The 13,504-nt window shown below is 73.1% G+C and carries 9 protein-coding genes; all 9 read right to left on the bottom strand.

The annotated features are described in order from the left end of the window. Positions 1–70: 70 nt before the first annotated feature. Positions 71–1,489, bottom strand: coding sequence for a serine hydrolase (locus NDW01_RS43810; RefSeq protein ID WP_252821045.1), 1,419 nt, complete (start codon positions 1,487–1,489; stop codon positions 71–73). Between the two features lie 112 nt (positions 1,490–1,601). After that, entirely contained in the window at positions 1,602–2,105 is a 504-nt protein-coding gene (locus NDW01_RS15340) for a MarR family winged helix-turn-helix transcriptional regulator (protein ID WP_252821043.1), read from the bottom strand. Positions 2,106–2,124: 19 nt separating this feature from the next. Then, entirely contained in the window at positions 2,125–3,843 is a 1,719-nt protein-coding gene (locus tag NDW01_RS43520; RefSeq protein ID WP_308211709.1) for an FUSC family protein, read from the bottom strand. 73 nt (positions 3,844–3,916) lie between these two features. After that, entirely contained in the window at positions 3,917–4,768 is an 852-nt protein-coding gene (locus tag NDW01_RS15330) for an NAD(P)H-binding protein (RefSeq protein ID WP_252821038.1), read from the bottom strand. A gap of 182 nt (positions 4,769–4,950) precedes the next feature. Beyond that, positions 4,951–6,999: a glycogen debranching N-terminal domain-containing protein gene (locus tag NDW01_RS15325; protein ID WP_252821036.1), complete on the bottom strand. Its 2,049-nt coding sequence runs from the start codon at positions 6,997–6,999 to the stop codon at positions 4,951–4,953. 70 nt (positions 7,000–7,069) lie between these two features. Continuing rightward, a complete protein-coding gene (locus NDW01_RS15320) occupies positions 7,070–9,712 on the bottom strand; it encodes a glucosidase family protein (RefSeq protein WP_252821034.1) in 2,643 nt (880 codons plus the stop codon). Between the two features lie 182 nt (positions 9,713–9,894). Then, complete coding sequence (locus NDW01_RS15315) at positions 9,895–11,529, bottom strand: glycoside hydrolase family 13 protein (protein WP_252821032.1); 1,635 nt, start codon at positions 11,527–11,529, stop codon at positions 9,895–9,897. A 40-nt stretch (positions 11,530–11,569) separates the two neighbouring features. Further along, entirely contained in the window at positions 11,570–12,439 is an 870-nt protein-coding gene (locus NDW01_RS15310; protein WP_252821029.1) for a carbohydrate ABC transporter permease, read from the bottom strand. Next, positions 12,436–13,452, bottom strand: a complete 1,017-nt coding sequence (locus tag NDW01_RS15305) for a carbohydrate ABC transporter permease (protein WP_252821027.1) — start codon at positions 13,450–13,452, stop codon at positions 12,436–12,438. The genes NDW01_RS15310 and NDW01_RS15305 overlap by 4 nt, the downstream gene beginning before the upstream one ends. Positions 13,453–13,504 lie beyond the last annotated feature (52 nt).

Here is a 13,504-nt window from a genome sequence, read left to right as displayed (position 1 = left end):
CAGATCCGGCCCCTCCTCGTCCTGAGGATCTCGCCCGTGTCCCCGGACTCGACCTCTGAGGACGGTACCGCTACCGTCCGGCCTCGTAGTCGTCCATCGCGCGGCCGAGTTCGGCGAACTTCTCGGTGCGGTTCACGGCGGGCTGGACGCCCGGGTTCGGACGATCGGTGTCCTGGTAACGCCAGCCGAGGTTGCTGAACGCGACGATGATGTAGTTCCGCTTCGCCTTGCCGGGCAGGGAGTGCACGATGCCCGCGTCACCGGCCGCGACCGCCGTCAGCCCCGTCTTGTGGGCGAACGTCACCTCCGCGGCGTCCTGGCAGGGCTGGACGGGGTAGAGGTACTTCCCGTCGGTCGGATCCTGGTTGACCGTCACGGTCCCGTCGGGGCCGATCCACCGCTGCGAGATCCGCTGCGGCATGCCCTGGGTCGGGTAGCTGTAGCCGCAGTAGTTGGTCGTCGACAGGACGTTGTTCCAGCCCTGGTCGCCGAGTTCCTTCAGGAAGTACTCGCGGGAGGACCTGCTGAGGACGTCGCTGGTGACCGGCTTGCCGTTCGGAGCGGTCCACGCCTCACCGGGAACCCCGTTGATGAGCATCAGCAGCTTGGCGGTGTCCAGCGAGGACATGGTGACCTGCGGGGACCAGTCGCCGTTGGCCGGGTCCGTGCCCTTGAGCTGGAGCATGTCCAGGCCGAGGTCCTGGAACCGCTGGTTGAGCCAGTCGACCCCGCCATGCTCGTGCATCACCTTGATCAGCGAGCACGTCGCGCCGTTGTCGGAGATGGTGATCATCCGGTCGAAGTACTCGCCGATGGTCCGGGTGGTCGCGCCCTCGCAGCGGTCGGAGGGTTTCGTCGGCGTGTAGGCGTAGGTGTCGCTCAGCTTGATGACGCCCTTGTCCACCAGCTGCAGGATCCCGAAGCCGACCGTCAGCTTGATGATCGACGCCGGGTAGGGCTCCATGAAGTCGATGGGCGCGTTCTCACGGCCCGGGACGGTGTCGATCGTGCCCTGGCCGCCGTTGGCGTCCCACTCGTTGTCGTCCCACAGGCGGTACCGCACGGCGGTGGTGCGGAGGTTCCGGTCCACCGGGACGACGACGCCGTTCTTGTACTGCGGGCTCATCAGGACGGTGCCGGAGGAGACCGGCCGTCCCTTCTTGTCCAGCTCGATGACGGTGACGTCGACCTGCGGCTGCTGGTGGATCGTCGTGCCGGCGGCGGCCTTGAGCGCGGGAGCGTGGTCCGGCAGGCCCGACTCGGTCTCCGGCTGGGCGGCGAGGGCGCGGGCCTGGGCCGATCCGGGCGGGGTGGTGTCGATGAGGTCGCCGAAGTTCAGCCCGGCCATGGTCTGCTGGAGCCGCTGGGCGAGCGCGTCGGACGGGTGCGTGGCCGCGTGCGCCGGCCGGCCCAGGGTGGCCAGCAGCACCGCGGCGCCCCCGAGCGCGACCACGGCTTGACGCCGTTGTCGGATGCGAAGTGAGATCACCGCGCCAGCGTAGACCGAAAGATGATCTTGGATGCCACCTTGTCACAGAACGGTTACATACTCGGGCGCGCCGGCGCGGCGCGCACGCCGGGGGCGGAGGCGGCCGGACCGGTCAGATCGGCACGCCGCCGAGACGGCCTTCGAGGAGGACGAGCAGCTCGCTCAGGACGTCGGCCAGATCCCGCTGCCGGTCCACCCCGAGCGCGGAGAGCAGGGAGGCCTCGTAGCCGACCTGTTCGGGAACGAGGCGGGCGATGAGCCGCCGGCCCTCCTCGGTGAGGGACAGGTGGGCGACCCGGCGGTCGCGCTCGTCGGCGCGGCGCTCGACCAGTCCCCGTTCCTCCAGCCGGCGCAGGCGCTTGGTGACGGCGGCGCCCGAGGAGAACGTCTCCCGCGCGAGTTGCGTCGGGGTCAGCTCGCGGCCGACCCGCTGCAGCGCGCCGAGCAGGTCGAACTCCGGGCGGGCGAGCCCCTCGCGGGTCAGCGGGGCGTCCGCCGCCTGCTGGAGCAGCGTCGCGCAGCGGGTGAGCCTGCCGATCACCGCGATCGGGAGGGTGTCCAGGTCGGGATGGACCCGCTGCCACTGGCGCAGGACCTCGGCGACCGCGTCCTCCATGTCCTTACTCCTTCCCCGGTCAGGAGGCGAGTGCCGTGGCGACCGGCGTCGACAGGCGCAGAGCCGTGCGGGCGAGCGTGCGGTGCCCCTCCCGTTCGGCCGACGCGATCCGCTCCTCCGGGAGCGGGTGCCGCCACCACTCCCCGTTCACGGCGTCGACCGCCTCGCGCAGCTCCACCAGCGACGCCACCAGGCGGTCCCGTGCCGTGGCCAGGTCGCGCGGGTCCATGCCCCAGGCCGTGCCGAGCAGGGCACGCGCGGTGGCGTCCGCGAGGACGACCCGGTCCAGGAGCTCGTCGATCCGGTGCCCGGCCCGGCGGTCGGCGATCAGGAAGCAGCCGAGCAGGCCGACGACCGCGCCCACGCAGGTGTCGAGCCAGCGGTCGGCGATGAGCCGTCCGGCGGGCTGCGCCCCGGCGAACTCGACGACGAGCAGCGCCATCGGTGTGACGCAGACCGTCCCGAGCCAGTAGTTGCGGCCGATCAGCGCCTCGGCGCCGAACTGGAAGGCCAGCGCGGTCAGGACGAGCGCCACCTGGGCGGTGCGGGTCAGCGGCAGGACCGCCGTGAAGACCAGCAGGCCGACCAGGTTGCCGAGCACCCGCTGCACGGCGCGCTGCCAGGTGAGCGACAGGTTCGCCTGGAAGACGGCGGCGGCGGTGACCACCGCCCAGTAGGGGCGGCCCACGCCGAGGGCGGCCGAGCACCACCCGGCGAGGGCGGCGCCGACGGCCACCCGCGCGCCGATCGGGATGACCGGCGAACCGGGCCGCAGCGCGCGCAGGAGGCGCCGCGAACCCCGGGCGCGTTCGACCGCGAGCCCGACCAGCTCGCCCGCCTCGGCGGGACTGGGCGCGGGCGTCATCGGAGTCCGGCCGCGGCGCAGGTCACGGGCCCACCGAGCGAGCCGGTCGGCCTCCTCGGCGTGTCCCGGCCCGGCCGCGAGGGCGGACTCGGCGCGGGCGACGAACCGCTCCAGCGTCGCGCGGGTCGCGCCCCGTCCGGGCGTACGTGCGGGGCTCCGGCCGAGCTTACGGGCGGCGCCCCGGCCAGGCTGACGGGCGGGCACGAGGGCCAGGGTGTGCCACGCGGCGTTGGCCGCGGCGGCGGCGTCATGCCGGGCCCGCGCCGTCTGCCCGGGCGCGGCGCGGAGGAGCCGGGCCGCCGTGTCGAGGGCACGGGCGACGGCGACGCGCTCCGGGCCGTCCCGGCGGACCAGCGCCGGTGCCATGCACACCAGCCAGGCCACGCAGCCCCCGAGCAGGCCGAGCCCCACATGGGCGGGGACGTCACCGAGCCGCTGCGGCACGAACGCGCAGCTCGCGGCGATGAACGTGAAGATCAGATTCCCGGGCGGGCCGATGCGGACGGCGTCGCAGACCACCTTGTGCGCGGCCGCGAGGAGGGCGGCCACCGCGACCCGGATCACCACCGACTCGGTCGACGCGGAGGTGAGCAGCGCGACGGCCATGCTCCCGAGCATGCCGAGCACGACCCACAGCAGGGTACGGGCGCGGGCGGCGTACGGCCGGCCGTGGGCGTACAGCGCGCACATCGCCCCGCCGGAGGTGTAGAGGACCAGGTCGAGCCGGCCGAGGGCGAGAAGTGTGAAGTCCGGAACGGCGAGGGCCGTCACCACGCTCAACGCGACCTTGCGCCAGATGTCGCTGCCCCGGCCGACCCGCAACACGCCCCGCAGCGGCAGCAGCCGCCTCCCGTCCGTCCCCTGTCGATCCACCCGAGAAGCTTAACAGGTATTTCACTCGTAAACATTTTCCTCGCCCCGCCCGGCGGATTCCGGGCGGAGGGCGTCACCCGCCCAGCAGGTCCCGGACGGACAGCGGCGGGCGGCCGGTCAGCTCGGTGACCGCGCCCGGCGCCTTGGCCCACCGGCCCTGCCGCATGGACGCGAGCATGCCGGTGTAGGCGTACGCCCACCACGGCTCCTCGCCGCGGCGCAGCAGCGTGGCGGCGAACTCGGCCGGAGTGGTCTGCGCGTACCGGTATCCCGCCATGGCGGCGATCTCCCCCACGGGAAGGCTCCGCGGTCCGGTCACGTCGTGGTGCCGGCCGGTGGGTGCGCGCAGCGCGAGGGCGGCCAGGCAGCGCGCCACGTCCTCCCGGGCGACCGGCGACACGCGGGCGGCGCCGGCCGGAAGCGCGACGGTGCCGCCGACCGCCGCCTTGCGCAGCAGGTCGAGGAGGAACTCGGTGTACACGCTCGCGCGCACGATGGAGAACCGGCACCCGGACGCGCGCAGCGACCGCTCGTTGTGGCCGTTGGTGAACGCGTAGCAGAACGGCGAGTCGAGGTCCACGTCGAGGCCGCTGAGCAGCACGATGTGGCCGACCCCGCACCGGGCCGCCGCGTTCAGGACGTTCTGGTGGTGCACGACGACCCGTGCGGCCTCGCCGTCGCTGGAGACGAACACGAGCGTGTCGATCCCGTCCAGCGCCCTTCGCAGCGCCTCGGGGTCGTCGTACGGCGCGCTACGGCTGGACAGCGGGACGACGTCGTGGCGTCCGTCGCCGGCCAGCAGCCGCGTCACGCGCCCGCCGATCCGGCCGGTACCCCCGGTGATCGCGATCTTCGTGGGACCCTCCCTCTCGCCCTCGAACGACCCGGCATCCCCGGTGTACCCCCGCCGGGCGAGCCCGTCCACCCGTACACGACCGCGCCGCTCAGGGTCCGGCGTCGGCCCGGGCGGCCCAACCGGCCGTACGCGACCGCGCGCCTCAGAGGTCCGGCGTCAGCCCGAGCGTTCCGCCCGGCCGTACGCGACCGGGCCGCTCAGCGGTCCGGCGTCAGGCCGGGCGGCCCGTCCGGTCGTCACGACCGCGCGCCTCAGAGGTCCAGGGTCAGGCCCGGCGGCACGCCGATGAGCGACACGGCGCCCTGAGGGTCGACGTCGATCGAGACGGTCGCGGCGCCGACGCGGACGTTGCTCACGGACAGCGGTCCGAAGCCGGGGACCGGGGACACGGTGAGCCGGCCGGCCGGCACGTCGACGGCGAGCCCGAGCAGCGCGGTGACCAGGGCCGGCGAGACCGCGGCGGCCCATGCCTGCGGCGAGCACGCGGCCGGATACGGCACCGGACCCACCGCCGCGTCATCGTCCGTCCGGCCGACCGGGCCGCTGTGCCCCGAGTCCTCGACCCTCCGGTGGCTCCGCTCGGCGCCGGACCCGTGGCCCGGTGGGGCGGCCTGGCCGCCGAACAACTCGGGCAGCCGGTGACCGAAGCTCGGCGCCGCGGCGATCAGGCCGCGCGCCAGGCTCGCGGCGACGTCGGGATGACCGGACCGTACGAGGCCGAGCACGGCGATCACGGTGTCGTGCGGCCAGACCGAGCCGAGGTGGTACGACAGCGGGTCGAAGCCCGCCGAGGCCGTGCCCAGCGTCCGCAGCCCCCAGCCGGAGTCCAGTCCGGCGAGGCGGGCCGCGACCAGGTCCTCCTCGGCCGGGGTGAGCAGGCCGGTGCCGAGGAGGTGCCCCATGTTGGAGGCCGGGCCGTCGACCGGCTCTCCCCCGCCGTCCAGCGCGATCGCCGGGTACCCGTCGACCCAGAACCGCGCGCGGAACCGCTCCGCGAGGGCCGCCGCCCACTCGCGGTGGCGTTCGCCGCCCGGCCGGCCGAACGCGTCGAGCAGGTCGGCGCCGAGCACGGCGGCCTGGTAGGCGTACGCCTGGACCTCCGACAGGGCGACCGGCGGCGTCGCCGTGCGGCCGTCGGCGTGCTGGACGCCGTCGGTGGAGTCCTTCCAGCCCTGGTTGACGAGCCGGTCCGGCGACCCCGTGTAGGAGAGGAAGGCGTCGCCGAAGCCCTCGATCCAGGTCAGGGCCCGCTCGGCGGCGGGCAGCAGCGCCGCGACCTCCGCCTCCGGCATCCCCCACCGCCACGCCTCCGCGAGCGTGGTGACGAACAGCGGCGTGGCGTCGACCGTGCCGTAGTACACCGGCGGCAGCCACCCCGCGGCATGCGCGGGCCGCAGCTCGTGCGGGATCCTGCCGGGCGCCTCCTCCGTCTCCGGGTCGTGGCGGACGCCCTGGTGCCGGGCCAGGGTCCGCAGCGTCCCGGCGGCGAGTTCGTACCCGAGCGGGAGGGCCAGCCGGGCGGTCCACAGGGAGTCCCGGCCGAAGAGCGTGAGGTACCACGGGCTGCCGGCCGCGCAGTACAGGTCTCCTTCGTCGGTGAGCAGGAGCGCGCCGAGGTCGGCGATCCCCTGGCCGACCAGCGCGTCCAGGCGCCGGTCCTCGGACCGAACGGTGAGGGGCGTCGCCGACCAGGGCGGCGGCGCGCCCGGCGGCAGCGGCCGGAACCCCTCCACCGGCGGTGGCGTCGCCCGTACGGTCAGCGTGGCCGTGAACTCCTCCCCCGGCGCCAGGGTCGGTTCCGCCCGCAGGGGCCCGGTCAGCAGCACCGTGTAGCCGTCCGGTCCGGTGTGCGCGACCCCGTCGCGCAGCGACGTCCCGTCCGTCCCATGCCCACCGTCGCGGTCGCCGGCCCGGCCCGGCTCCCCGGCGTGCCGGGCCTTGACGTCGCTGATCTCGGCCAGGTCCGCGGCCGCCTCGACCGCGACGGCCACGGTGACCGGATCGGCGCCGTCGTTCCGTACGCGGATCTCCTCGGTCCCGCCGTCGCGGCCGACCGTACGGGTCCGCTCGACGGTCAGCACGCCCGACGCCGCGGTGAAGCGGGCGCGGTCCGCGCCGGCCATGGTGGCGCCGACGGGCGCGGGCTCGGCGCCGTCGAGCGTGAGCACGAGCCGTGACAGGACACGGCGGTCGGCGACGTAGAGCCCGTCGGCGCCGCCGGTGAGCTGCCCGCTCGGCGGGGAGAGCCAGACGGCGGGCGCGGCCACGCAGGTGAGGTGTTCGTGGAGGGACTGGGACACGGGGAGCTCCGTGGAGTGAGGAAGACGTGAGGGACGCCCCGCCGAAGCCGGCGGGGCGTCCCTCAGGGGATCAGCGGAGGGTCACGGCGAGGACGGCGGTGCCGCCCGCGGATCCGGCGTCGGCCACGATCTCGGAGCCGCGCGCGGTCTGCCGTACCCGGTACTTCACGGCATGCCCGTCGAGGGTCACCGACGCGACGGTCGCGCCGCCCGGCAGGACCTGGCCGATCAGCAGGCTCGCCCGGGTGGACCGGCCGGTGACGGTGGTGCGCAGCGTCCTGCCCGCGGCCTCGGCGATCACGTCGACCGTGCCGCCGCCCACCCGGATGTGACGCCCGGCGACGCGGGACTGGCCCGGCGGCACCTGCGGGACGACCTCCAGCCGCGCCCGGCCCATGTCCGGGGAGACGCCGAGCTGCTGGTGGACGACCGGCCACAGGTTGCCGTACGCGCCCCACGCCTGCAGGACCATCGAGCGTCCGGTCAGGGGACGGTCGATGTTGGCCGGGTCGAAGTCGGGGCTCGGCGCGATCTCCGGCATGGCGCCCGGCATCTCCCACAGCGACGGGTCGAGCTGGATCCGGGCGTTGTCGGTGGTGTACGTCCGCTGCTGCGCGAGGCGGCCGTAGTTGCCCTCGGCGACGGCCATGATGCCGTTGCCGAGCGAGAAGACCTCGCGGTCGCTCTGCACGGACGACACCACGCCGTCGCACGACGGTCCCTTGTTCCCGCCGTCGGCCGAGGTCGGTCCGGTACCCGTGTGGTAGAGCCCGGTCGTGCCGGTGTAGCAGGGCTGTTCGCGCCGGGCCAGCGCCGCCTGGGCGTGCTGGTCGTCGGCCAGTGGCCGGGTGACCTGACCGGGACGGACGAGTTCGGCGTCCATCGGGGTCACGCCGATCCAGTGCCGCTGGAAGATCTTCGTGTTGTCGTTCGCCGGGTCGTCGGGCCGGTCGATGGAGTCGGCGTACTGGGCGGTGTCACCGCCGTACCACCAGGCCGCCTCGAACTTCTTCTCCAGCGCGTCGGCGTGCCCGCCCGCCCAGGCGGCGGTGGCGCCGTCGCCCTCGGCGGTGGCCAGGTCGGCCAGGTCCCGCAGACCGCGGATGGTGTACACGGCGTTGTCGAGCTTCTCGACGCCCATACCGGGACGCTCGACGTTGCCGGAGCCCTCCGGCCAGCCGTCGCCGTCGGCGTCGAGCTTGTCCACGATGTAGTGCATGTTGCGCTTCGTGAAGGCGTACATCGAGTCGAGGAAGGCCCGGTCGCCGGTCCAGCGCCACACCAGCGCGACCGCGCTGGGGAACTTCGCGGTCTCGTCGGTGTTGCCCGCCTCGCCGTTCGCGCCGAAGTAGACCGAGCCGTCCGAGACGACCTCGTGGATCACCTTGCCGCTGCGGTCGTTGACGATGTCGCTCGTGTCACGGACGGCCCGCAGGTGGTCCTCGATCGAGGAGAACTGCCCCGCCGCCACGGTCGCGTAGGCGGTGTACTCCCCGTCGGTGCCGAACAGCCACGGGTAGTCCGGCCAGCCGGCGCCGAGCCAGCGGGCCTTCGCGACGGTGCCCTTGGGCGCCGGGTAGTCCTTGCCCTCATGGGTGACCCGCATCTTCAGGTCGCGGGCCTCCTGCACGGAGTCGGCGAGGTTCTGCTTGCTCCACTCGACGCTCTGCTGCAGGAGCCGGTCGCCGGGCAGGTCGACGACGGTGTTCGCGGCGACGGCGCGACGCGCGGCGATCTTACGGGCGAGCAGGCCGGCCGGGTCGCGCAGCGCGGTGCGCAGCGCGCCCCGGGCCTCCGGCAGACCGTGGTCCGAGCCGGCGACCGCGATCCAGACGGTGGCCTTGCCGCCCGCCGGAACGGTGACGTCGTAGGAGAGCCGCCCGCCGGTCCCCTTGCCGAGCGCCGTGTCGTCGCAGCGCTTCGGCTGGTCGCCGCTCGCGGGGCAGATGACGGCGGGGTCCTGCGGCCCCCGGTGGTCGGGGCCGAGCCGGTGCGCGGCCGGGGTACGGTCGGCGGCGACGAGCGCGGCGTAGTCGTGCCGGGTCGCGTTCGGGACGTCCGGGGTGCCCTGCTCGCGGAAGACGAGCGTCCCCTTGTCGTACGCGCCCGTGTCCGGGAGGTTCATCGCCTGCTGACTCGGCGTCGTCGAGCCCCACGGGTAGGCGGTCATCAGCTCCGAGTGCGCGTCCACGTCGAGGCGTACGGTCTTGCGGGACGCGGAGCTGAGGGTGATGCCGATGAGCCCGGCGCGTACGCCGTCGGGCGCGACGTCCGTGCGCTCGGCGCGCACGCCGTCCGCCGCCGCGTACGCGATCCGGGTGTACCCCTGCCCACTGGTGAACCGCTGCGCGGCGGCCTGCTTGCCGAGCCACGCGCCGTCCAGGCCGAACCAGACGCCGTCGAGCAGCTTGAGCGGCGGCGTCCAGAGCCCGCCCATCTCGCCGTTCGTGTGCCAGCCCGCCGCCGGGTACAGCCCGTCCTCGGTGGACACCGAGTAGAAGCGGTCCCCGATGACGACCGACCGCCGGTCCGGCAGCCGGGTCGTCTCCGAGAGTTCGGCCGGCGCCGCCGACACCGCGGGGCCCGTGGCCGCGCGCGCCGGCGCCGGCCGCGCGGCGGCGACCGTCCCGGCCGCCAGTGCGAGCGCGACCGCCGCCGTCGGCAGCGGCCGCAGGACATGTCCTCTCATGAGCGAGCGGAGCGAGCGGACCATGGGCACAGCATCTCTGGATCTCTCCTCTGACGAAGGAAGCCGCATGTCATCACCTCTCGTGGATCGCCCCCGAACGTGCGCGGACCCCCGGAGCCGGCCGGTCGGGCCGGCTCCGGGGGGTTATGGCGCGCCGGTGCCGGGACGCCGCCGGTCGGCGGCGCCCCGGCATCGGCGCACGCTCATCAGTCGGAGACCGCGAGCCAGGCGGCGGTGTCCGTGGGCAGCAGCCCTCCGTCGAGCGGGCCGCTGGCCAGCAGCACCTCGGCGTCGGTGGGCAGCTCCTGCGGCGTCCCGGACAGGTTCACGACGCAGGCGAAGCCCGGCGCGCGGGTGAACCGCAGCACCCCGTCGGGAGCGCCGTCGTCCCAGGTCAGGTCGCCGTCGCCCAGGGCGGCGTGCTCCCGCCGGAGCCGCAGCGCGGCACGGTACAGCTCGAGCGTGGACGCCGGGTCCGCGGCCTCCGCCTCGGCCGTGTAGCCCTTCCAGGACTCCGGCTGCGGCAGCCAGGGGGTGCTGCCGTCCGGGCCGAATCCGTACGGCTCGGCGTCCCCGGACCACGGAATCGGCACCCGGCAGCCGTCCCGCCCACGCGACGTGTGGCCGGAACGTTCCCAAACCGGGTCCTGCAGCGCGGACTCGGGCAGGTCCTCGACCTCCGGGAGGCCGAGCTCCTCGCCCTGGTAGACGTACGCGCCGCCGGGCAGGGCCAGCATGAGCAGCGCCGCCGCCCGGGCCCGGCGGGTGCCGAGCTCCAGGTCGACGGGCTCCTCGACGTCGCTCTGCGGGCCGCGGCCGCCGGTGTGGGCCCGGCCGTACCGCGTGACGTGGCGGACCACGTCATGGTTGGACAGGACCCACGTGGCCGGGGCGTGCTCCAGGGCGAACGCTCCCAGGCTCGCGTCGATCACCTCGCGCAGGCTCGAAGCGTCCCAGGAGGCCCGCAGGTAGTCGAAGTTGAACGCGGTGTGCAGCTCGTCGGAGCGCAGGTACCGCGCCAGCCGCTCCGGCGTCGCCACCCACGCCTCGGCGACGAACGTACGGTCGCCGTCGTAGCGGTCGGCCACCCGCCGCCAGCCGCGGTAGATCTCGTGGACCCCGTCGCGGTCCCAGTGCGGGTGGTCGAGCCGCATGCTCGGCTCCAGGACGTCCTCGGCCTCGCCGCCGAGGTCCGGCAGCCCGTCCTGCTTGATCAGGCCGTGCGCGACGTCGATGCGGAAGCCGTCGACGCCGCGGTCGAACCAGAACGCCAGCACCCGTTCGAACTCGGCGCGGACCTCGGGGTTCTCCCAGTTCAGGTCCGGCTGCTCGGGGGCGAACAGGTGGAGGTACCACTCTCCGTCCGGCAGGCGGGTCCAGGCGCTGCCGCCGAACGTGCTGCGCCAGTCGTTCGGCGGCAGCTCGCCGTCGGCCCCGCGCCCGGACCGGAAGACGTACCGGTCGCGTTCGGGGCTGCCGGGGCCGGCCGCGAGCGCGGCCTGGAACCACGTGTGCCGGTCGGAGGTGTGGTTGGGAACGATGTCGATGATCACCCGGATGCCGTGGTCGTGTGCGTCACGGATCAGGGCGTCCGCGTCGGCCAGGGTGCCGAACATCGGATCGATATCGGTGTAGTCCGCCACGTCGTAGCCCCCGTCGGCCATCGGCGAGGGGTACCACGGCGTGATCCAGACGGCGTCGACGCCGAGGTCGCGCAGGTACGGCAGCCGGGACCGGATTCCGGCGATGTCACCGATCCCGTCACCGTTCGCGTCGGCGAAGCTGCGAATGTAGATCTGGTAGATGACGGCGCTGCGCCACCAGGGGGCGTTGACGTGCACGGTTTCCCTTCAGGGGGGTCGGGGACGTTGTCGCGCGAACCTACTTCACGCCACCGGCGGTGAGACCGGCGATGATGCGGCGCTGGAGGATCAGCACGACGATGACGAGCGGCACGGTGACGAGGACGCCGGCCGCCATCTGCGTGCCGAACGGCTGGTCGAAACCGTACGCCCCGGTGAACTTGGAGATCGACACGGTGGCCGTCTGCATCTCCTTCTTGTTCACCATGCTCAGTGCGATCATGAACTCGTTCCACGCGGCGATGAACGCGATGATCGCGGTGGTGAAGACGCCCGGTGCCGCGAGCGGCACGATGATCTTCCGGAAGGCCTGGCCGCGGGTGCACCCGTCGACCATCGCCGCGTACTCCAGCTCGAACGGCATCTGCCGGAAGAACGCGTTGAGGTTCCAGACCGCCAGCGGCAGCACGAACGAGAGGTTCGGGATGATCATCGACTGGTAGGAGTTGATCCACTTGATGTTCGTGAACAGGTGCAGCAGGGGAACGATCAGGGAGATCGTCGGGAACATCGAGGTCGCCACGATGATGCCGAGCACCATGTTCTTGAACCGGAAGTCCAGCCGTGCCAGCGCGTACGCCGTGAAGGTGCCGACGACCAGCGTCAGCGCCGTCGTCACGCCCGCCACGATGACGCTGTTCAGCAGCGCCCGCTGGAACCCCACGTCGTGCTTGAACACCGCCGTGAAGTTCTTGATCGAGATGGGCGAGGGGATCGGCGAGTTGTCGAACTGGTCCTCCGGGCGCCGGAAGGCCGAGACGACCATCCAGTAGAACGGCGCCAGACAGTAGAGCGCCACCACGATCATGCCCAGATACGAGAGCGCCCTGCCCGCGCTGAAGCTCCGGCGCCTCGGGGGACCGGACTTCGCGGTGGAAATGGCGGTCATGCCGTTGCCTCCCGGATGGTGCGCGAGCCCTTCTTGGCGCGCTTGGAGGGCGTGGACTTCTTACGCGCCCGCGCGTCGCCGATGATGTCGGCGCCGAGCAGCTTGACGAAGGCGTACGCGACGAGCGCGACGTAGACGAACAGGATCGTCGCGTAGGCGGCCGCGGGGCCGTACCGCAGGTTGTTCGCCTCGTCGTAGGCGAGCATGGACAGGGTGTTGACCGAGTCCTTGTGCGCGCCGATCAGCACGAACGGCAGGTCGAAGAACCGCAGCACGTCGAGCAGCCGGAACAGCACGGCGACGAGCAGCACCGGCTTGATCAGCGGCAGGGTGATCTTGCGGAACGTGTACCACGTGCCGGCCCCGTCCACCTTGGCGGCCTCGTAGACCTCGGCGGGGATCAGCTGAAGGCCGGCGAGGACGAGCAGGCCGACGAACGGCGCCGTCTTCCACGTGTCGGCGATGAGCACGGCGACCTTCGCGTGGAAGCCCTCGGTGGTCCAGAGGATCTGGTGACCGATGATCGCGTTGGCCACGCCGTCGGCCTGGAACACCCAGCGCCACAGCAGCGCGGACACCGCCGTCGGGATCGCCCAGGGCACCAGGATGCTCGCCCGGACGAAGCCCCGGCCGCGGAAGGCCTGGTGCATGATCAGCGCCATCGCCACACCGAGGATCGTCTCGATGATGACGCCGACGACGGTGAAGAAGGTGGTGTTGTAGAACGCGTTCCAGAACGCGTGGGAGTTGGCGCCGGTGAGGATGTCGGTGTAGTTCTTCAGGCCGACGAACTTGTCTCCGCTGACGACGAACCCGTTGGCGTCCAGCCCCTGGTTCTTCTGGTACAGCGACTCACGGAGCGCGTCGATGAGCGGGTAGCCGACCACCAGGGCGAGGACCAGGAAGGTCGGCGAGAGCAGGATGGCGGCCAGGCGACCCGAGCCCTGGACGTCGCTCTTCTTTTTCTGCTTTACCGGGGCCACGGTTCCCGGTTCGGCGGTCGTAGTAGTCATTGAGCCCTCCTCGGGGCCCGTGGCGGGACGCGGGGGGCGTCCCGCCACGGGA

Source organism: Actinoallomurus soli (assembly GCF_024055715.1).
In the GTDB taxonomy this organism is placed as follows: domain Bacteria; phylum Actinomycetota; class Actinomycetes; order Streptosporangiales; family Streptosporangiaceae; genus Actinoallomurus; species Actinoallomurus soli.
Note: the sequence above shows the minus strand (reverse complement) of the source record. Positions and strands in the feature narration are given on the sequence as shown.

Excerpts from the sequence above, each read along its gene's own strand:
- NDW01_RS15320 (WP_252821034.1), bottom strand. The coding sequence starts at position 9,712 with ATGGTCCGCTCGCTCCGCTCGCTCATGAGAGGACATGTCCTGCGGCCG.
- NDW01_RS15305 (WP_252821027.1), bottom strand. The coding sequence starts at position 13,452 with ATGACTACTACGACCGCCGAACCGGGAACCGTGGCCCCGGTAAAGCAG.
- NDW01_RS15310 (WP_252821029.1), bottom strand. The coding sequence starts at position 12,439 with ATGACCGCCATTTCCACCGCGAAGTCCGGTCCCCCGAGGCGCCGGAGC.
- NDW01_RS15340 (WP_252821043.1), bottom strand. The coding sequence starts at position 2,105 with ATGGAGGACGCGGTCGCCGAGGTCCTGCGCCAGTGGCAGCGGGTCCAT.